Below are 17,587 nucleotides of genomic sequence, written 5' to 3'. Positions count from 1 at the left end.
ACTGATAATAAACAATAAATATTCATCGATTTCCTCAACCCTCAAACCAATTCCAACCTGACCCTAGGTCAAACACACCCCAACGCAGAACAACCAACGCAACATATTGTGCTTATCCACAGCCCCCAACGCAAGAATACAAAAGCACAGACAAAATCAACCACGAGTCACTGTGAATCGGGGGTGGGAATCACGGTGCGAGTCGCACCTAGCGCGTGCAACTTTCGTTAATCGCGCGAAATTTCCGCCAAAACTTGTCATTTTGGCACAAAAAAGGGCGACTCATTTACGAGTCGCCCTTTCTAAACTGTATATCGCCATCAAATTAGGCGTAGCGCACGTCATCCCCGTCGCTTTCCAGAGGTTTGAGCGCGTTTATCGCATCATCCAGTGACACTGCCCCTAGGGGAACACCCTTTGCCGAGACTACCGGACAGGTTCCACCGGGTGCTTTGTGTAATTTGGGAAGTGCCGCTTCAATCGACATGCCACCGGACAGAGTTTGCCCCTCGCCTGTAGCCCCTTTGCGCACGATAGACCGCAGCCGCACAACCTTGGCGCGGTTGATGTCCTTAATGAAGTCAGTGATGTAGTCATCCGCCGGCTTCATAATAATGTCCTGCGGATCGCCAGATTGGATGATTTCGCCATCACGTAGAATGGCGATGCTATCAGCAATGTTGAGCGCCTCATCGAGGTCGTGGGTGATAAAGATGATCGTCTTGTGCAGCTCTTCTTGTAGCTCCAGCAAAATGGACTGCATATCCGTGCGGATCAAAGGGTCCAATGCAGAGAATGCTTCGTCCATAAGAAGGATATCAGCATCCGTTGCCAGAGCTCGCGCAAGGCCGACACGCTGTTGTTGACCACCCGAAAGTTGAGACGGGTATTGCTCCTCAAATCCGTTGAGGCCCACTCGATCAAGCCATTTGCGGGCCCGCTCGTCGCGCTCGTTTTTGTCTACGCCCTGAATTTCCAGACCATACTCCGCATTTTCCAATACCGTACGGTGGGGGAAAAGACCGAACTTCTGAAAAACCATCGACATCTTGAACCTGCGCAAGTCACGCAGCTCTGCGGCACTCATCCCCATGACATTCTCACCATCAACCCAGATCTCACCCTCGGTAGGTTCGATCAAACGATTGAGGTGACGGATCAATGTAGACTTGCCGGACCCCGACAACCCCATAATGACCTGAACCTTTCGGGCAGGGATGTCGAGAGTAATGTCTTTGAGTCCAAGCGCGTGGCCATGTTGATCCATCAAGTCAGGCTTAGACATGCCAGCATGCACATGAGTCATAGCACCGTTGGGATCATCTCCAAACACTTTATAGAGGTTGCGAATAGACACCTTAATCTCGTCTTGGGCGTCTTCCGCGTTCGCAAACTTCATGTTGAGATCAGTCATGTCCAGTCTCCCGATACGCCTGAAGGCGCTTACCATACGTCTGGCTCACACGGTCAAAGATGATGGCAAGAGCCACAATCGCCAGACCATTCATAATACCCAATGCAAGGTATTGGTTGGCGATAGCCTGCAACACAGGCGTGCCTAAACCTTTCACACCAATCATCGATGCAATCACAACCATAGACAGCGCCATCATGATTGTTTGGTTCACACCAGCAAAAATGTTTGGCAAAGCCAGCGGAATTTGGACACCAAAGAGCTTTTCCCGCGCGGATGCGCCAAAGCTTTCGGCAGCTTCCATGACATCACGATCAACCAAACGAATACCTAGGTTCGTGAGGCGAACGATTGGCGGTATCGCGTATATACAGACAGCAATTAAACCAGGCACCTTCCCGATGCCCAAAAGCATAACAACGGGGATAAGGTATACGAATGACGGGATCGTCTGCATCACGTCGAGAATAGGTGTAACAATCCGCTGCGCCCAATCTGAACGCGCCATAAAGATCCCGATGGGAATCCCCACAGCGATACAAACAAATGTCGCAACTGAGATAATGGCGAGGGTTGCCATCGTATTTTCCCACATGCCCAAACGCCCGATCAACACGAACGCAATGATCGTGCCCAAGGTGATTTTCCATGATCGCGCGCCAAGCCAAGTCAGTGAAGCGATCACAGCAATCACGAGCGGCCATGGCGCACCCGTCAACAGCTTCTCGAAAAAGATCAAGAATTTCAAAAGCGGCGTAAAGAACGCCTCGAGGTCGTCGCCAAAAGCCCGCGAAAATGTGCGAAAGCTCTCGTCGATACTTTGTTTCAACAGCGACAGGTCGCGACGACCCATCGAAGGAAACTCAATTAGCCAATTCATAGGTATTGATTCCCGTTTTTTCTAAAAAAAGGGCCCGCGACAGACCGTAAACCGGATCGCGGGCCCTCAATTCATGTTTCAGACCGCACTAAGGTTGGTCTTCACAGTGCGTTTTTAACTTTCTCGGCAACGTCTGCTGGAACCCACTGCATCCACAGGTCTTCCTGAGTCGCGAGGAATTCATAAGCGGCATCTTCGCCGGATGCTTGGTTTTCGTTCATATAGACCAGCATGCCGTTCATGACGTCACCAGGATACACACGTACTTTGAAATAATCAGTTGCAGGGCCGGCTTTTGCGATGAACTCATCAGTCACAACAGACTCAACTGCGGATTCAATCCACGATGTTGGTTGTGGATCGAGGCAATCCTGCTCAGGCAAGGAAATGCAGTTATTCCAGTTGTCGTCACCTGCGTATTCGGCTTCGAATGGCAACATCTGTAGGTCATACTTGCCGATAATCGCGGTAGGTGCCCAGTAATAACCAAACCATGGCTCGTCACGATCAACCGCTTTCGCGATCGACCCGTCAAGACCAGCGGCGGAACCCGGATCAACCAGAACCCAGCCTTTTTCTTCCATGTCAAATGCGCGGAATTGGTTGGCGTTGATCGACTGACAGCCCCAACCCGCAGGGCAACCCATAAAGGCACCTTTGGATTCATCTTCGATGAATGGGAACATCTCAGGGTGAGCAAGTACCTTTTCAACGGTGTCGAGTTCGGGGTGATCTTCTTTGAACTTTTTGGTCACCCACCATCCTTCGCCGAGGCCTGTGATAGGACCATCGTTGAGGGCGACAAGCGAACCGGCTTCTTTGGCCGCCGCCAAAGGCGTTGCCACGGCGTTGATCCAAAGCTCAGGTGCGATGTCTGGCTGACCCTTTTCGTTCATAGATGTAAAAGTCGGCGTCGTGTCCCCCGTGATGAGTTCTACGTTACATGCGTAGCCCTCTTCGAGGATAATTGCATCTACATTTGCCATGAACGAGGCAGAGGCCCAGTTCATTTCGGCGATTGTTACATCGCCACAATCTGCGGCAAAGGCAGCACCGGCGGACGCCACAATGGACAGAGCGCTGGCAGCAACAAGTTTAGTCATAGTCATAAGAGTGATCCTGCTTACTTCGTGTGTGTTCAGCGATCCGACGCCGTTGAGACGTACAAATTGGACCGCGCACCACCCCGAATTGGGCGATTTCTCCACACGTCCGTTCGCTGTTCCTCGTTAGGAACGCCCCTCTAAATAAAGACAGGCACGATCGGCGGAGCGTGTGCTGAATCTACATGTTGTGCGCTCAAATGCAACCCGATTGCCTAAAACGCCACTGCTGGCCGCATAGTGCGGACCTCAACTGTCGCGAAAAAACCATTATATCACAGAAGAGTAGGTACTGAATCCGTGTGTATCGCGATAATATTCTGGAGGCTGCGTCATCATAACAATCCGCCAAAGGTTGCCCAGCCATTGATGCACCGCTATCAGTCGTGCGCAAGATAAAGCCCGAGAAGGAAATGAGATGGCTGACGATCGCACACTTCAGGATGCCGCAGAGCGCGAAAAATCCAAGCGCGTCGGCGCATTGGCGGAACTTTGGCCATTTATCAAACCCTATAAAATCGTAATGATCGGTGCGATGATGGCATTGGTCCTCACCGCCTGTATCTCACTTATCCTTCCTGTTGCCGTTCGCCGCGTGGTTGATGGCTTTCAAGCATCACAAGGGCTTTTGCTCGACAAATACTTTGGTGCGGCGTTGGCGATTGCGTTCCTACTCGCGCTAGGGACTGGGCTTCGCTACTACCTTGTGACGCGACTGGGCGAACGCGTTGTTGCCGACATCCGAAAAGCGGTATTCGATCGTATGATCCGCATGTCCCCCGCATTCTATGAGCGGATCATGACCGGCGAAGTTCTATCGCGCATCACAACAGACACGACACTAATCCTTTCCGTCATCGGCTCATCCATTTCGGTGGCGCTGCGCAACTTTCTTATTCTAATTGGTGGTCTCATTTTGATGATGATCACATCTGCTAAACTCACCGGACTGGTGTTGCTCATTGTGCCAATCGTCATCGTGCCCATCATCGTTTTAGGTCGCAGATTGCGCAAACTGAGCCGCGAAAACCAAGACTGGATTGCATCCTCGTCCGGCACCGCCTCCGAGGCACTTCTGTCCGCCCAAACGGTTCAGGCGTTTACTGCCGAAGATGAACAATCCTCGCGGTTTGGTTCCGTGACAGAAATGAGTTTTATTTCGGCACATACCCGCGTCAAAACCCGCGCTGTTATGACGGTGATCGTCATCACACTCATCTTCTTTGGAGTTGTGGGTGTCCTTTGGATCGGCGCGCGCGACGTGCGCGAAGCCACGTTGTCGATCGGCGAGTTGGTCCAGTTCGTGATTTATGCGATCATGGTCGCGGGTGCGGCCGGCGCGCTTTCCGAAATCTGGGGCGAGCTTCAACGCGCGGCAGGAGCGACCGAACGTCTGATCGAGCTTTTACGTTCACAAGACCCGGTACAAGATCCCGTGGCCCCCCTCACCTTGCCTGCCCCAGTAAAAGGCGCAATCGCGTTTGACGCTGTGCGTTTTTCTTATCCGGCACGTCCTACACAAGCGGCCCTTGATGATGTGTCGTTTGAGATCAAAGCCGGTGAAACAGTTGCCCTTGTTGGCCCTTCAGGCGCAGGCAAATCGACGATAATCCAATTGTTGCAACGGTTTTATGAACCGCAAGAGGGCACGATTTCAATCGACGGCGTGGCCATTTCAGACATGGCGCGCAGCGATTACCGCCGCCAAATTGCATTGGTGCCTCAAGATCCTGTTATTTTTGCAGCCTCGGCAGCCGACAATATTCGGTTTGGGACGTCTGATGCACCGCTAGAGCGCGTCATTGCTGCGGCCAAGGCAGCAAATGCTGATGACTTTCTTGCCAAACTGCCCGAGGGTTACGACACCTATGTTGGCGAGCGCGGCATCATGCTTTCGGGCGGACAAAAGCAGCGCGTTGCAATCGCGCGTGCGATTTTACGAGATGCGCCAATCCTGTTACTCGACGAGGCAACATCCGCGCTGGATTCTGAAAGTGAACAAGCCGTCCAAAAAGCCGTCGAGGAGTTGGCACGCACACGCACCACGCTCATCGTTGCGCACCGCCTTGCGACAGTCAAAAAAGCCGATCGTATTCTTGTGTTCGAAGATGGCAGAATTGTAGCCACCGGAACCCACGACGATCTCGTTGCACAAGGGGGGCTCTACGCCCGCCTTGCAAAGCTCCAGTTCACACATGGCGAATAAAGCGCGCCAATCAAATCTGTTCGCCACATCGGGCGGGCAGGTTTTGTAAATTATCCTTTAGTTTCTTCTTTTCTTTCCCAAAGTTTCGATATTTTATGCGCTCAATCGTAACTTTACCATTTGGAGAATGACTATGGGTTTGTGGAATTTCGCGAAAAATGCAGGCAAAGCGGTCTTTGGCAAAAAAGATGACGCGCCGAACAAAGATGATCTTTTGGCCGAAATCGAAGCTCTCGGGCTTGAGGCCGAAGGTGTCGAAATCGAAGTAGACGGTGACACTGTGAAAATTGGTGGCTCCGCAATTTCACAAGAAGCCAAAGAAAAAATCATCATGGCGGCTGGCAACATCGAAGGTATCGCATCTGTTGAGGATAACCTTGGTGGCGACGATCCCGTGTTCCACGAAGTCAAAAAGGGCGACACACTCTGGGGTATTTCAGCTGCGGCTCTGGGCAACGGCGCGCGCTACGAAGAAATCTTTGAAGCAAACAAACCTATGTTGTCGCATCCTGACAAAATCTATCCAGGTCAGATGCTTCGCATCCCGCAAGATAAAAAGGCATAACCAAGCCAAATCGATATGTTTAAGGGCGTCCCATTGGGGCGCCCTTTCTACATCTTACATTCGTATTGGATGGATGAAATATACGCTCAGCTCAAACTCGCTCGACCAGGATTGAACCAACCGAATAGCCCGCACCAAAGGAGCATATGAGACCACGCGCACCGCGCTTTAGATCGGACGAATGTTTCGAAAACGCGATGATGGAGCCTGCCGATGACGTATTGGCATAGTCTTGCAAAATATTGGGTTGCTCACCATGCCGAGGCTCACGCTCAAGTACCTTTTTCCCGATGTAGTCATTCATCGTCTTGTTGGCTTGGTGCAGCCAGAGCCGCGCAAGATCATCGGGCACAACTCCCTCGCGTTTGAGGTGGTCCGCGATGTGTTTCGACACAAGCGGAAGGACCTCTTTGAACACCTTTCGCCCGTTCTGCACGAACTGCATGTCGCGGCGATCATCCATTTGGTCATGCGCGCGCCGCAAAAAGCCGTTATTATTTCGAATATTGTTTGAAAATTTTGTGGCGCACGCAGACGACACTACTTTGAACTGAGCAGTTTCAGCGACATCGCCCGATTCCAACAACACAGCGGTCGCCACATCACCAAAGATAAAGTGGCAATCACGGTCCCGCCACTCCAAATGGCCCGATGGCAACTCGGGAGAGATCACCAGTGCACGGACGGCAGACCCGCTACGGATCATATCAGCCGCCGCTTGGATTCCGAACGTGGCCGACGAACATGCAACATTCATATCAAACGCGAAGCCCCCCGCGCCCAAGATCTGTTGGATTTCGACAGCCATCGCAGGATACGCTCGCTCCATGTTAGAGGCGGCAACAATGATGAGGTCGACATCCGATGCAGAAATCCCTGCACGGGCGAGCGCATCGGTCGCAGCACTACATCCCATCTGCGCCATAATAGACGGCTCATCGTCGCTGCGCGGCGGAAGGCGCGGACACATGCGGCGTGGGTCCAAAATGCCATCTTTTTCCATCACGTACCGCTGCTCGATTCCTGACGCAGCTAAAATAAACTCAGATGTTGAGGGCAACTTTTCTAAGACATTTCCTGCCGCAATGGCCTGTGCATTCTCTTCATTGTGCAAGCCGACATAGGCATTATAGGAGGCGACCAATTCATCATTCGTGATCACATGGGGTGGCGTAAACACACCTGTTCCGCTTATGAATACGTCTGTCATAATATCATCTCTCCCTATGGACTGAACCGAAGGCTACGCGCCAGACCGGCCAAGGTCCACAACTGCGCGACGACAGTTGTATGAATGACGTGGCGTTCTAGGTGGGCCGTGGGGCGATGACGCTGCGTAGGACACGGACCAGCAAGGCTTGCGCGGGACGGTGTTTCTACGCACTATCATTGAAAAGGGGAGAGGCAATCCGCATGCACGACTTTTGCGGATAAGCTTACGCAGAGAAAGGGAGGAACCATGGCGTCTGATTTCAGTTCATTTGCCGCACGCGACGCGATCCACAATGAGATGACGTGGGAAGAGCGCGATATACCGGCCACCATTTACGGACTTTTAAGTGATACGGCGTCCAAATTTCCGGACCGCCCAGCGTTTTCATACCAGATAACGTCAGGCCCAACGGACAAAGCGGAGACACTGACATGGCGCACGTTCCATAAACGCGTGACTCAGGCCGCAAACATGTTCCGCGATCTCGGTATCCAAGAGACGGACACAATTGCGTACATCATGCCGAATTGCCACGAAACCGCGATAACCTTTGTCGGCGGTATGGTCGCGGGGATCGTAAATCCGATCAATCCGCTGCTAGAGCCCGAACAGATTGCGGCAATCCTGCGCGAGACGAATGCCAAAGTCGTTGTCACGCTGCGCGCATTTCCCAAAACCGACGTTGCCCAAAAGGTCGCAGAGGCTGTGCGACACGCACCCAATGTAAATACCGTACTTGAGGTCGATCTTTTGTCGTATCTCAGTCCGCCCAAAAGCTGGATCGTGCCCCTTATTCGTCCAAAAAACGTGATGGCACAGACAAATCACGCCGACTACTTGAACTTCACCGCCGAATTAAACCGCCAGTCAGATACTCTTCAATTTGCAGATGGTGACGCAGACCGTGTGGCCGCCTATTTCCACACGGGTGGGACAACAGGGATGCCGAAGGTCGCTCAACATTGCTATTCAGGTATGATCTATAACGGATGGCTCGGGGCGCGATTGTTGTTTGATGAAACCGATGTGATCATGTGCCCTCTGCCTATGTTCCACGTCTTTGCATGCCACGTCATAATCATGGCGATGCTATCAAGTGGTGCTCAAGGCGTGTTCCCAACGCCGGCGGGTTACCGTGGTGAAGGCGTTTTCGATAATTTCTGGAAACTTTGCGAACGTTGGAACGTGACATTTGTTATCACTGTCCCAACCGCCATCTCCGCCCTAATGCAGCGTCCCGTGAATGCTGACATCTCGTCGGTCAAAATGGCGTTCTCAGGATCCAGTCCCCTCCCAGTGGAGCTCTACAAGCGGTTTGAGTCCGCAGCGGGTGTAGAAATCGTCGAAGGGTACGGACTAACGGAAGCTACCTGTTTGGTATCCGTAAATCCCGTCGGCGGGCCAAAGAAAATCGGATCCGTTGGCATTCCGTTGCCTCATACCAATGTTAAGATCTTGGTCCAGACACCAGATGGCCCACGAGAGTGTGCTCCGGACGAAGTTGGTGAAATCTGCATCGACAATCCTGGTGTCTTTGCTGGATCAACCTACACAGAGGTAGACAAAAACCACGACCTCTTCCATCACGACACCTATTTGCGTACGGGCGATTTAGGCCGCATCGATGACGATGGATATTTGTGGATTACCGGGCGCGCAAAGGACTTGATCATTCGCGGCGGGCACAATATTGACCCCGCCGAAATTGAAGAGGCCCTTGCTGGTCATGAAGCCATCGCAATGGTCGGTGCGATTGGCCAGCCCGATGCACACTCAGGCGAGCTACCATGCGCCTATGTGGAATTGGTCGATGGTGCCTCAGTCACGCTAGACGACCTTATGGCATACGCGTGTGTCCATATCCACGAGCGCGCCGCATATCCCAAACACATTGAAATCTTGGACGAGCTTCCCAAAACTGCTGTCGGCAAAGTGTTTAAACCTGATCTGCGCAAACGCGCAATTACGCGCATCTATAACGGTGCATTGGTGCAAGCTGGAATTCCAGCCTCTATCGTCAAAGTCATTGACGACAAAAAACGGGGTTTGGTTGCTCAAGTTGACCCAGCTGCTAAGTCACATGCCGACGCAATTGCGGCCTGCCTTGGTGAGTTCATAAACCCATGGGAATGGTCGGAATAGGCTTTTTTTCAAGCGCGGTACATTGCCAAGCGATAAACAGAAAAACGCCCCGAGGTCAAAAACCTTGGGGCGTTTCTATTCGTGAATGCGTTAGGATTTAGCCGCGCTCTTCGATGATCTCGACGAGGTGTGGGATAGAATCCACCATGCCGCGTACGGAAGGTGTATCTTCCAATTCGCGGGTTTTATGCATTTTGTTTAGGCCGAGGCCAACAAGTGTCGCACGCTGCTTGGCGGGACGACGGATCGGGGAACCGATCTGTTTTACAACGATAGTTTTAGCCATGTGTCCGATTCCTTACGCTTCAGCGGTTTCAGCAACCGGAGCATCATCCTTGCGGAGAATTTCGGCGACTTTTTTGCCACGACGCTGAGCCACGGAACGTGGGGAGGCCTCTTTACGAAGGCCGTCCAACGTTGCGCGGATCATGTTATACGGGTTCTGGGAGCCCGTAGATTTCGCAACAACGTCCTGAATGCCGAGCATTTCGAACACAGCACGCATCGGACCACCGGCGATGATACCAGTACCCTGTGGAGCGGTGCGCATCACAACTTTACCGGCGCCGTGGCGACCTTCCATATCGTGGTGCAATGTACGGCCCTCTTTGAGAGCAACACGGATCATCTGACGCTTGGCTTGCTCAGTGGCTTTGCGAATGGCCTCGGGGACCTCTTTCGCTTTACCTTTACCGAAACCAACGCGGCCTTTCTGGTCGCCAACAACTACGAGTGCGGCGAAGCCAAAGCGCTTACCACCTTTCACAGTTTTGGAGACGCGGTTAATCGCGACAAGGCGATCAGCAAACTCTGGTGTTTCTTCACGATCGCGACGTGGGCCGCGACGATTTTCACGTTCTGCCATAGAACTATCCTTTCAAGGTGGCGCATATGCGCCGCTTATCTCGATCGCAGTGACGGGCGCGACTGGCGCGCCCGACCTGGATCATCGGGAGGACAACGTATCGTCCCCCACAAGTGCTTAGAACTTCAGACCGCCCTCACGCGCTGCTTCAGCCAAGGCTTTTACTTTGCCGTGGAACAAGAAGCCACCACGATCGAAGTAGCACACTTCGACGCCGGCTTTTTTAGCCCGCTCCGCCAGTGCTGCGCCGACTTTGGCTGCTGCTGCGACATTGTTCGTTCCGATCACGCCGAGATCTTTCTCGAGCGAAGATGCGGACGCGAGGGTTACACCCTGAACGTCGTCGATCAGCTGTGCGCTGATGTTCTTGTTGGAGCGATGGATCGACAAGCGAAGCTTGCCGACATTGCTCTTGCGAAGTTTGTTCCGGACGCGCAGGCGGCGCTTCAAGAACAGGTCTCTTTTGCTGTTTGCCATTTTGAGCGTCCTTACTTCTTCTTACCTTCTTTGCGGAAGATGTACTCGTCTTTGTACTTGATACCTTTGCCTTTATAGGGCTCGGGCTTGCGCCATTCGCGGATGTTTGCCGCGACTTGGCCGACGAGTTGTGCATCAGCACCTTCCACAACGATTTCAGTCTGTTTTGGAGCAGTGACGGTGACACCGTCAGGCACTTCAAAGTTGACCTCGTGCGAGTAACCAAGCGACAGCTTCAGGACATTGCCCTGCATCTGCGCACGATAACCAACACCGTTGATTTCGAGTTCTTTTTTGAATCCGTCAGACACGCCTGTTACCAAATTGGAGATAACAGTACGGGACATGCCCCACTGCTGACGTGCTCGCTTGGAACTGCCACGTGGTGTGACGGTTACTGCGTTATCAGCAAGAGTAATTGTGACATCATCGGTTGCGGTGAAGGAAAGGGTTCCTTTGGAACCTTTAACTTCAATGGTCTGGCCGGAGACAGAAGCAGTTACGCCGCTGGGCAGGTCGACCGGTTTTTTACCAATACGAGACATTGCGCTCTCCTTAGAAGACCGTGCAAAGCACTTCGCCGCCAACATTGTTGGCACGAGCGTTTGCATCCGACATCACACCCTTGGGGGTGGAGACAATCGACACACCTAGACCCTGACGGACCGTTGGGATGTCTTTGACACCGAGATATACGCGACGGCCAGGCGTGGAAACACGCTTGATCTCACGAATAACAGGGGTGCCTTCATAGTACTTGAGGCTGATCTCGAGGGTCGCGTGACCGTTGACATCAGTGCTACCTTCGTAACCGCGGATATAGCCCTCATCGAGCAGCACATCGAGGACCCATGCGCGCAGCTTGGAAGCTGGCGTAGAGACCACGGATTTGCCGCGCATCTGAGAGTTGCGGATGCGGGTAAGCATATCGCCGATAGGATCGTTCATAATATCTCTCCCTTACCAGCTCGATTTCACGAGACCGGGGATCTGGCCCATGGAGCCAAGTTCCCGCAGCATGATACGGCTGACCTTGAGCTTACGGTAGTAAGCGTGTGGACGGCCTGTCAGCTGACAGCGGTTGTGAAGACGTGTAGCCGAGCTGTTGCGCGGCAGGTCTGCAAGCTTCAAGGATGCGCGAAAGCGCTCTTCCATCGGCTTCTCTTGATCATAGATGATCTCTTTGAGGGCGGCACGTTTAGTAGCGTATTTTGCCACCAATTTCTCGCGCTTGACCTCACGTGCGATCATGGATTTCTTAGCCATGTTCTCTAACTCCTCGCGCGATTAGCTGTTGAAGGGCATGTTGAACGCAGTCAACAGGCTCTTGGCTTCAGCGTCGGTTTTCGCCGTAGTGGCGATTACAACGTCCATACCCCAGACTTCGTCCACTTGGTCGAAGTTGATCTCGGGAAACACAATGTGCTCTTTGATACCCATGGCGTAGTTGCCACGGCCATCAAAGGATTTACCCGATACGCCGCGGAAGTCGCGGATACGAGGCATTGCAATCGTGATCAGACGATCGAAGAATTCATACATACGGTCGCCACGCAAAGTGACTTTCGTACCGAGAGGCATGTCCTCACGAACGCGGAAACCAGCAATGGATTTCTTGGCGATTGTGGTGAGTGCCTTTTGGCCGGCGATCGCTGTGAGATCTTCCTGAGCGGATTTCGCTTTTTTGGAATCACGTACAGCTTCAGCACCGCAACCGATGTTGAGAACGATTTTGTCCAGACGCGGGATCATCATATCGTTTTTGTAGCCAAACTCTTCTTTGAGTGCGGCACGAATGGTGTCCATATAAAGCGACTTGAGACGCGGGGTGTATGTGTCAGCGTCGAGCATCAGATTACGTCCCCTGTCGTTTTGGCGAAGCGCACTTTCTTGTCACCTTCAAACTTGAAGCCAACGCGCGTTGCTTTGCCATTTTTGTCGAGAAGCGCGAGGTTAGACAGGTCGATTGGCATTGCAACCGGCTGACGGCCGCCCTGCTCACCCTGTGTCGCTTTCGCGTGACGGAGGGCGACATTGACGCCTTCCACAATTGCTTTGCCTTTGGCAGGATTTACAGAGGCGATTTCGCCCTGTTTGCCCTTGTCCTTACCGGCAAGTACGACGATCTTATCGCCTTTACGGAGCTTAGCAGCCATTACAGCACCTCCGGAGCGAGTGAGATAATCTTCATGAAGTTTTTAGCGCGAAGCTCACGAACAACTGGTCCAAAGATACGTGTACCTACGGGCTCGTTGTTGTTGTTGAGGATCACAGCAGCATTGCTATCAAAACGGATAGCAGTGCCGTCATCACGACGAACTTCTTTTGCTGTGCGAACGACGACGGCTTTACGCACGTCCCCTTTTTTCACACGGCCGCGCGGAATGGCTTCTTTCACCGAAACAACGATGATGTCACCCACGGACGCGTAACGACGGTGCGAACCGCCGAGGACCTTGATGCACTGAACACGGCGAGCGCCGCTATTGTCAGCTACATCCAGATTGGTCTGCATCTGGATCATTTAGTTTCTCCCGACCTATGGGGTAGGCTGCAGCGCCGTAAATCCCCCAGGGTTTCGATTAAGCTGGTGAGCAATTGCTTACGCAATAACTTCCCAACGCTTGGTTTTCGACTTTGGTGCACATTCCTGAATACGGACGGCATCACCAATGTTGAATTGGTTCGTCTCATCGTGAGCCCGGTACTTTTTGGACTTACGGATCGTCTTCTTGAGAACCGGATGCTTGAAGCGGCGCTCCACAGACACGGTTACAGTTTGTTCGTTTTGGTTCGAGGTTACGACCCCGGAAAGAATACGCTTAGGCATAGGTGTCGCTCCTTATTCAGCCGCTGCTGCGGCTTTTTCGGTCAGAATTGTTTTCACGAGGGCAGCCGAACGGCGTGCCTTGCGAATCTGAGCGGTATTTTCGAGCTGACCCGTGGCCTGCTGAAAACGCAGGTTGAAGGATTCTTTCTTGAGGTTCGCCAATTCTTCGCGGAGCTGGTCCGGCGTTTTGGCACGCATTTCTTGGGCGTTCATATTCGCCTCTCCTTAATTCCTAGTGGCACTGGTAGGCGCCCGTTTCGGGGTGACCATCGGCCCAGTGGGTTATGTCAAAGCACACGACTCCCCTGACGGAGAATCTGCGCGATGCCGCTCTATAGGGGATGCAACCACGCGGGGCAAGCGAAAGCTGAGGATGTGTTGGGGTGCGGCGCCGCTAAAATCAGGGCGGGCCCCTCTCACCCGAACACGCGGCCTTGAAACCACAGGATCGATGGGTAGGCGCAAATCCAGATCCAGAAGAAACGGTTGAGGCCAAAGAACAGCGCGTTGGAAAAATGAAAGCCCGCCGCCACAAAAAGCCCCGCCATGAGGGCAAGTGGATGCAGGAGTGTCAGCGGAAAGACCAGCTCGAACCCCATCACGCCCCATGACATGGCCAAGAGCACGCGGGGGCGGTCGGCCCATCCGCGTAGGCGCTCCGAGACGGGATAGGCGGAGAAGCGAAACACGTCGGTGAGCGCTCTGCCCGAGCGCCATTCGTGTCGGATCACCTTGACGTACCCCGACACGAAGTAAGACAGGGTCAGTTGAGCCGCAAGGTAGGCCACGGCAAGCTCGCGGCCGCGCTCCGTAGGTGCGAGATGATAGGCACCTAGACAGGCGATGATCAGCAGCGTCATTTTCGACGACCCGCCATTATACGGCCCCTGAAACCGGTGCAACATCACAAGTTCAGCCGCAAACAGCCCAGCAATCGCCACACCTGCAACTAATGGGCCTGAATTGTCCCCGATCAGCAAGCCGAACGCGACCAGAACGCGGACGCCGAAAATCAACCGCTCCGCACCCACACGGGTCATATGCTCAGCGCTTTGTTGGATGACGGCGACAGATAACAACACCTCGGTGAGGCGTACGGTGTCAGACAGCGACAGGACCACGCTCACGGGCGAGCCGCACTTTGGCTGGTCGTCTGGCAAGGACGCAAAAGCGGGACAGGGTCGCTTTCATATTCGATGGCTTTGACAATCTGCGCGCCCTCTTTGTCGAGAAATGCGATACGAAATTGTAGAACCCCGCGTGCCTCCGGCTCCAGCCTCGCCGCGATCAGTGCATTGAGGCTGTCCACACTATGCGCGGACGGCGCGATGATCACGCGTTCAGAAAGCGACACCATATAAAGTTCCTCATTCCACCGCGGATTCCACACCATGCGGCGCAATTGCCGCGCAACCGGAATGCGAGCGGGGCGTGGACGGGCCTCTTGCCACGCCCCCCACTGCGCCCCCTGCCCCAATCGGAACTCGACACGCGGCGAGGCCTCTACCGTTTTGAAAAAGCTCCACGAGGGCATCAACGCGGGCAGCAGAAGAGAAATTAATCGAAGCAAATGCGCAATCCGTTATTGAGTGTTTCGAGCGTGTCTAGCAGAGGCAAGTGAAAGCCGAATGATTGCGAGACTATGCGATTGTGCTTAAGACATTCTTGTCACGCGGCGGCGGCCTTTGGTTGTCCACGCCTAATTCCGAGGGAAATCCCATGTCCGATATCGAAAGCCTCTTCGTCACCCGTCTATACAAAGCCCGCCTCAACGAGGTCGGCGCTCAGATCAGCGAGGATGAGTTGTTCGACAGTTGCTATTCCATTGCAGAAGACGATGAGGCTGGGCAACAATGGTGTGAGGACAACAATTTTCCGGGCTATACATCCTATGCCTCTTTGACCGACTTGCCGTGGCGGTTCCCTATATTCAAGGACATGGTGGCGGCCCTCGACAAACATGTTGCGGCCTTTGCGCAGGATTTGCAGTTCAACCTCGATGACCGCAAACTCGTTCTGGAAGACCTGTGGATCAATGTCCTACCCGAAGGCGCATACCACTCCGCTCACATCCACCCTCACTCGGTGATTTCGGGGACAACCTATGTGGCAATGCCCGAGGGCGCGTCGGCGCTTCGCCTCGAAGATCCGCGCCACGCGATGATGATGGCCGCTCCACCCCGCCTAAAAGACGCGCGACGCGAAATGCAAAACTTTATCTATCTGAAACCCGAGGCAGGCGATGTAATGCTTTGGGAAAGTTGGCTGCGCCACGAAGTTGTCACGAACCAAAGCGAGTTCGATCGAGTAAGCGTGAGTTTTAACTATCGCTGGGGGGAGTAATGCAAAAGGTATTCGGCAATTCAGCGCCGCTCCGATAGCGCTTTTTCGATTCGATCAAGGCGGGCTGTGATGTCTTCGCGGTAGCTGTCAGTCGCTGCGTGCTCTTCCTCGGCATGCGCGTCTTGCATGGTAGAGACAATAAGGCCCACCACGAGGTTCATCACGGCGAAGGCTGTGATTAGGATAAAAGGTATGAAGAACAGCCATGCATGCGGGTGTTGCTCGATCACGGGGCGCACGATGCCCATGGACCAGCTTTCAAGCGTCATAACCTGAAACAGCGTGTAAAGTGAGCCGCCCAGTGTTCCGAACCATTCAGGAAAACTCGGACCATAGAGTTTGGTCGCGATGACGGCCCCGATATAAAAGATAATCCCAGTGAGCAGAAAGACCGAGGCCATGCCCGGCAATGCCATGACGAAGGCCTCGACCACGCGCCTTAGGCTTGGCACCACGGACACGACGCGCAACAAACGAAAAATCCGCAAGGCACGTAAGACCGATAGGCCAGCCCCCGCAGGCACCAAAGATATGCCAACAATCGCAAAGTCGACAATATTCCATGGATTACGGAAGAAACGGTGACCTTGCGCGTAAAGCTTCGCGGTCAATTCAATGACAAAGACCGTCAAGCAGAGTCTGTCCAGAAAAAGGATCAAAGGCCCTGCACGCTCCATAATGGTCGCGGAGGTTTCCATGCCGAGAATGACGGCGTTGAACAAAATGACCGCCATAATGAACTGGCGGGTGAACGGTTTGTCGAGAATGTCGGAAACGGTTGCACGCATGTCGGCCTCTACGGGTCTATTATGGGAGATATGCGTACAAAGGCGCGATGGTTCAAGGGCGCATCCTGTAAAACAAAACCCCCGCCGATCTATCGGCGGGGGTTCCTATTTTTTAGACCTTGGTGACCAGCCAATCCGCTTTCGCGGATTGAACCGCCTTACCAGTCTTCGCGAACCACGGTGCGGGTTTTGATCGGGAGCTTCATTGCGGCGAGGCGAAGAGCTTCGCGGGCGATGTCGTCCGATACGCCGTCGATTTCAAACATGACTCGGCCTGGTTTGACCTTACATGCCCAATAATCCACGGAACCTTTACCCTTACCCATACGAACCTCGGTTGGCTTCGATGTGACGGGCAAGTCAGGGAAAATCCGGATCCAGACACGGCCCTGACGCTTCATGTGACGCGTCATGGCACGACGTGCAGCTTCGATCTGGCGTGCAGTTACACGCTCGGGCTGCATGGCTTTGAGGCCATACGTGCCGAAGTTCAGATCAGAACCGCCTTTAGCCTCACCGTGGATACGGCCTTTGTGGGCTTTGCGGAATTTAGTACGCTTTGGCTGAAGCATTGTTCAGTTCTCCTTAGCGACGGCCGCGGTCGCCGCGAGGCGCCGGACCAGCTTGGGCTTCTTCAGCGCGACGGTCACGAGCCTGAGGGTCGTGTTCCATAATCTCACCTTTGAAGATCCATGTTTTAATACCAATGATGCCATAAGCCGTCATCGCCTCATACGGCGCGTAGTCGATGTCTGCGCGCA

The 17,587-nt window shown here is 53.5% G+C and carries 23 protein-coding genes and 1 pseudogene; 4 read left to right on the top strand and 20 right to left on the bottom strand.

Going from position 1 to position 17,587, the window contains the following annotated elements; genetic code table 11:
- Positions 1-325 precede the first annotated feature (325 nt).
- The 3 genes from ACTG34_RS11065 to ACTG34_RS11055 all read right to left on the bottom strand — a co-directional run bounded on the left by ACTG34_RS11065 (position 326) and on the right by ACTG34_RS11055 (position 3,397).
- The gene (locus tag ACTG34_RS11065; RefSeq protein ID WP_439104966.1) at positions 326-1,414 is read right to left on the bottom strand and encodes a quaternary amine ABC transporter ATP-binding protein; all 1,089 of its coding nucleotides are present in this window, start codon (positions 1,412-1,414) and stop codon (positions 326-328) included.
- Positions 1,407-2,294: an ABC transporter permease gene (locus ACTG34_RS11060; protein ID WP_439104965.1), complete on the bottom strand. Its 888-nt coding sequence runs from the start codon at positions 2,292-2,294 to the stop codon at positions 1,407-1,409. The genes ACTG34_RS11065 and ACTG34_RS11060 overlap by 8 nt, the downstream gene beginning before the upstream one ends.
- Before the next feature lie 101 nt (positions 2,295-2,395).
- A complete protein-coding gene (locus ACTG34_RS11055) occupies positions 2,396-3,397 on the bottom strand; it encodes a glycine betaine ABC transporter substrate-binding protein (protein WP_439104967.1) in 1,002 nt (333 codons plus the stop codon).
- A gap of 418 nt (positions 3,398-3,815) precedes the next feature.
- On the opposite strand from ACTG34_RS11055, the gene ACTG34_RS11050 reads away from it, so the two are divergent.
- Together ACTG34_RS11050 and lysM are read left to right on the top strand one after the other, a co-directional pair.
- On the top strand, positions 3,816-5,603 hold the full coding sequence (locus ACTG34_RS11050; protein WP_439104964.1) for an ABC transporter transmembrane domain-containing protein: 1,788 nt from the start codon (positions 3,816-3,818) through the stop codon (positions 5,601-5,603).
- A gap of 133 nt (positions 5,604-5,736) precedes the next feature.
- Positions 5,737-6,168, top strand: a complete 432-nt coding sequence (gene lysM / locus ACTG34_RS11045; protein WP_062217238.1) for a peptidoglycan-binding protein LysM — start codon at positions 5,737-5,739, stop codon at positions 6,166-6,168.
- Between the two features lie 91 nt (positions 6,169-6,259).
- Here lysM and ACTG34_RS11040 read toward each other — a convergent pair whose 3' ends face one another.
- Entirely contained in the window at positions 6,260-7,378 is a 1,119-nt protein-coding gene (locus ACTG34_RS11040) for a beta-ketoacyl-ACP synthase III (RefSeq protein ID WP_439104963.1), read from the bottom strand.
- 249 nt (positions 7,379-7,627) lie between these two features.
- On the opposite strand from ACTG34_RS11040, the gene ACTG34_RS11035 reads away from it, so the two are divergent.
- Positions 7,628-9,523: an acyl-CoA synthetase gene (locus ACTG34_RS11035; RefSeq protein WP_439104962.1), complete on the top strand. Its 1,896-nt coding sequence runs from the start codon at positions 7,628-7,630 to the stop codon at positions 9,521-9,523.
- 97 nt (positions 9,524-9,620) lie between these two features.
- Here ACTG34_RS11035 and rpmD read toward each other — a convergent pair whose 3' ends face one another.
- The 13 genes from rpmD to ACTG34_RS10970 form a co-directional block, all read right to left on the bottom strand.
- Complete coding sequence (gene rpmD / locus ACTG34_RS11030; RefSeq protein ID WP_062217245.1) at positions 9,621-9,809, bottom strand: 50S ribosomal protein L30; 189 nt, start codon at positions 9,807-9,809, stop codon at positions 9,621-9,623.
- Between the two features lie 12 nt (positions 9,810-9,821).
- The gene (gene rpsE / locus ACTG34_RS11025) at positions 9,822-10,388 is read right to left on the bottom strand and encodes a 30S ribosomal protein S5 (RefSeq protein WP_062217248.1); all 567 of its coding nucleotides are present in this window, start codon (positions 10,386-10,388) and stop codon (positions 9,822-9,824) included.
- 117 nt (positions 10,389-10,505) lie between these two features.
- Positions 10,506-10,865 carry a 50S ribosomal protein L18 gene (gene rplR / locus ACTG34_RS11020; RefSeq protein ID WP_062217251.1) on the bottom strand — a complete coding sequence of 120 codons (360 nt, stop codon included), beginning with the start codon at positions 10,863-10,865 and terminating at the stop codon, positions 10,506-10,508.
- Positions 10,866-10,876: 11 nt separating this feature from the next.
- On the bottom strand, positions 10,877-11,410 hold the full coding sequence (gene rplF / locus ACTG34_RS11015) for a 50S ribosomal protein L6 (protein WP_439104960.1): 534 nt from the start codon (positions 11,408-11,410) through the stop codon (positions 10,877-10,879).
- A 10-nt stretch (positions 11,411-11,420) separates the two neighbouring features.
- A complete protein-coding gene (rpsH, locus tag ACTG34_RS11010) occupies positions 11,421-11,813 on the bottom strand; it encodes a 30S ribosomal protein S8 (protein WP_062217256.1) in 393 nt (130 codons plus the stop codon).
- A gap of 12 nt (positions 11,814-11,825) precedes the next feature.
- Complete coding sequence (gene rpsN / locus ACTG34_RS11005; RefSeq protein WP_062217259.1) at positions 11,826-12,131, bottom strand: 30S ribosomal protein S14; 306 nt, start codon at positions 12,129-12,131, stop codon at positions 11,826-11,828.
- 21 nt (positions 12,132-12,152) lie between these two features.
- Positions 12,153-12,716, bottom strand: coding sequence for a 50S ribosomal protein L5 (gene rplE / locus ACTG34_RS11000; RefSeq protein WP_439104959.1), 564 nt, complete (start codon positions 12,714-12,716; stop codon positions 12,153-12,155).
- Positions 12,716-13,021 (bottom strand): 50S ribosomal protein L24, encoded by a 306-nt coding sequence (rplX, locus tag ACTG34_RS10995; RefSeq protein ID WP_062217264.1) that lies wholly within the window; start codon positions 13,019-13,021, stop codon positions 12,716-12,718. Before rplX ends, rplE begins: the two co-directional genes overlap by 1 nt.
- Positions 13,021-13,389, bottom strand: coding sequence for a 50S ribosomal protein L14 (rplN, locus tag ACTG34_RS10990; protein WP_062217266.1), 369 nt, complete (start codon positions 13,387-13,389; stop codon positions 13,021-13,023). The genes rplX and rplN overlap by 1 nt, the downstream gene beginning before the upstream one ends.
- Positions 13,390-13,467: 78 nt before the next feature.
- Complete coding sequence (gene rpsQ, locus ACTG34_RS10985; protein ID WP_062217269.1) at positions 13,468-13,695, bottom strand: 30S ribosomal protein S17; 228 nt, start codon at positions 13,693-13,695, stop codon at positions 13,468-13,470.
- Between the two features lie 12 nt (positions 13,696-13,707).
- Positions 13,708-13,908, bottom strand: coding sequence for a 50S ribosomal protein L29 (gene rpmC, locus ACTG34_RS10980; protein ID WP_062217272.1), 201 nt, complete (start codon positions 13,906-13,908; stop codon positions 13,708-13,710).
- 203 nt (positions 13,909-14,111) lie between these two features.
- Entirely contained in the window at positions 14,112-14,822 is a 711-nt protein-coding gene (locus tag ACTG34_RS10975; protein ID WP_439104958.1) for an HTTM domain-containing protein, read from the bottom strand.
- Positions 14,819-15,265 (bottom strand): hypothetical protein, encoded by a 447-nt coding sequence (locus ACTG34_RS10970; protein WP_439104957.1) that lies wholly within the window; start codon positions 15,263-15,265, stop codon positions 14,819-14,821. The genes ACTG34_RS10975 and ACTG34_RS10970 overlap by 4 nt, the downstream gene beginning before the upstream one ends.
- A gap of 149 nt (positions 15,266-15,414) precedes the next feature.
- On the opposite strand from ACTG34_RS10970, the gene ACTG34_RS10965 reads away from it, so the two are divergent.
- Complete coding sequence (locus ACTG34_RS10965) at positions 15,415-16,038, top strand: TIGR02466 family protein (RefSeq protein ID WP_439104956.1); 624 nt, start codon at positions 15,415-15,417, stop codon at positions 16,036-16,038.
- A 20-nt stretch (positions 16,039-16,058) separates the two neighbouring features.
- Here ACTG34_RS10965 and ACTG34_RS10960 read toward each other — a convergent pair whose 3' ends face one another.
- The 3 genes and pseudogenes from ACTG34_RS10960 to ACTG34_RS10950 all read right to left on the bottom strand — a co-directional run.
- Positions 16,059-16,826, bottom strand: a complete 768-nt coding sequence (locus tag ACTG34_RS10960) for an ion transporter (RefSeq protein ID WP_439104955.1) — start codon at positions 16,824-16,826, stop codon at positions 16,059-16,061.
- 158 nt (positions 16,827-16,984) lie between these two features.
- Positions 16,985-17,398 (bottom strand): 50S ribosomal protein L16, encoded by a 414-nt coding sequence (gene rplP, locus ACTG34_RS10955; RefSeq protein ID WP_062217289.1) that lies wholly within the window; start codon positions 17,396-17,398, stop codon positions 16,985-16,987.
- A gap of 13 nt (positions 17,399-17,411) precedes the next feature.
- Positions 17,412-17,587, bottom strand: a pseudogene (locus ACTG34_RS10950) (30S ribosomal protein S3); the annotation flags it as partial.

Source organism: Celeribacter marinus (genome assembly GCF_965656515.1).
GTDB classification, from domain to species: domain Bacteria; phylum Pseudomonadota; class Alphaproteobacteria; order Rhodobacterales; family Rhodobacteraceae; genus Celeribacter; species Celeribacter marinus_D.
This window is presented reverse-complemented; position numbering and strand designations above follow the sequence as displayed.

Excerpts from the sequence above, each read along its gene's own strand:
- ACTG34_RS11055 (WP_439104967.1), bottom strand. The coding sequence starts at position 3,397 with ATGACTAAACTTGTTGCTGCCAGCGCTCTGTCCATTGTGGCGTCCGCC.
- ACTG34_RS11060 (WP_439104965.1), bottom strand. The coding sequence starts at position 2,294 with ATGAATTGGCTAATTGAGTTTCCTTCGATGGGTCGTCGCGACCTGTCG.
- rpsN (WP_062217259.1), bottom strand. The coding sequence starts at position 12,131 with ATGGCTAAGAAATCCATGATCGCACGTGAGGTCAAGCGCGAGAAATTG.
- rplE (WP_439104959.1), bottom strand. The coding sequence starts at position 12,716 with ATGCTCGACGCTGACACATACACCCCGCGTCTCAAGTCGCTTTATATG.
- ACTG34_RS10960 (WP_439104955.1), bottom strand. The coding sequence starts at position 16,826 with ATGCGTGCAACCGTTTCCGACATTCTCGACAAACCGTTCACCCGCCAG.
- ACTG34_RS11065 (WP_439104966.1), bottom strand. The coding sequence starts at position 1,414 with ATGACTGATCTCAACATGAAGTTTGCGAACGCGGAAGACGCCCAAGAC.
- rplP (WP_062217289.1), bottom strand. The coding sequence starts at position 17,398 with ATGCTTCAGCCAAAGCGTACTAAATTCCGCAAAGCCCACAAAGGCCGT.
- lysM (WP_062217238.1), top strand. The coding sequence starts at position 5,737 with ATGGGTTTGTGGAATTTCGCGAAAAATGCAGGCAAAGCGGTCTTTGGC.
- rplX (WP_062217264.1), bottom strand. The coding sequence starts at position 13,021 with ATGGCTGCTAAGCTCCGTAAAGGCGATAAGATCGTCGTACTTGCCGGT.
- rpsQ (WP_062217269.1), bottom strand. The coding sequence starts at position 13,695 with ATGCCTAAGCGTATTCTTTCCGGGGTCGTAACCTCGAACCAAAACGAA.
- rpmC (WP_062217272.1), bottom strand. The coding sequence starts at position 13,908 with ATGAACGCCCAAGAAATGCGTGCCAAAACGCCGGACCAGCTCCGCGAA.
- ACTG34_RS11050 (WP_439104964.1), top strand. The coding sequence starts at position 3,816 with ATGGCTGACGATCGCACACTTCAGGATGCCGCAGAGCGCGAAAAATCC.
- rplF (WP_439104960.1), bottom strand. The coding sequence starts at position 11,410 with ATGTCTCGTATTGGTAAAAAACCGGTCGACCTGCCCAGCGGCGTAACT.
- rpsH (WP_062217256.1), bottom strand. The coding sequence starts at position 11,813 with ATGAACGATCCTATCGGCGATATGCTTACCCGCATCCGCAACTCTCAG.
- rplN (WP_062217266.1), bottom strand. The coding sequence starts at position 13,389 with ATGATCCAGATGCAGACCAATCTGGATGTAGCTGACAATAGCGGCGCT.
- rpmD (WP_062217245.1), bottom strand. The coding sequence starts at position 9,809 with ATGGCTAAAACTATCGTTGTAAAACAGATCGGTTCCCCGATCCGTCGT.
- ACTG34_RS11040 (WP_439104963.1), bottom strand. The coding sequence starts at position 7,378 with ATGACAGACGTATTCATAAGCGGAACAGGTGTGTTTACGCCACCCCAT.
- rpsE (WP_062217248.1), bottom strand. The coding sequence starts at position 10,388 with ATGGCAGAACGTGAAAATCGTCGCGGCCCACGTCGCGATCGTGAAGAA.
- ACTG34_RS11035 (WP_439104962.1), top strand. The coding sequence starts at position 7,628 with ATGGCGTCTGATTTCAGTTCATTTGCCGCACGCGACGCGATCCACAAT.
- rplR (WP_062217251.1), bottom strand. The coding sequence starts at position 10,865 with ATGGCAAACAGCAAAAGAGACCTGTTCTTGAAGCGCCGCCTGCGCGTC.
- ACTG34_RS10965 (WP_439104956.1), top strand. The coding sequence starts at position 15,415 with ATGTCCGATATCGAAAGCCTCTTCGTCACCCGTCTATACAAAGCCCGC.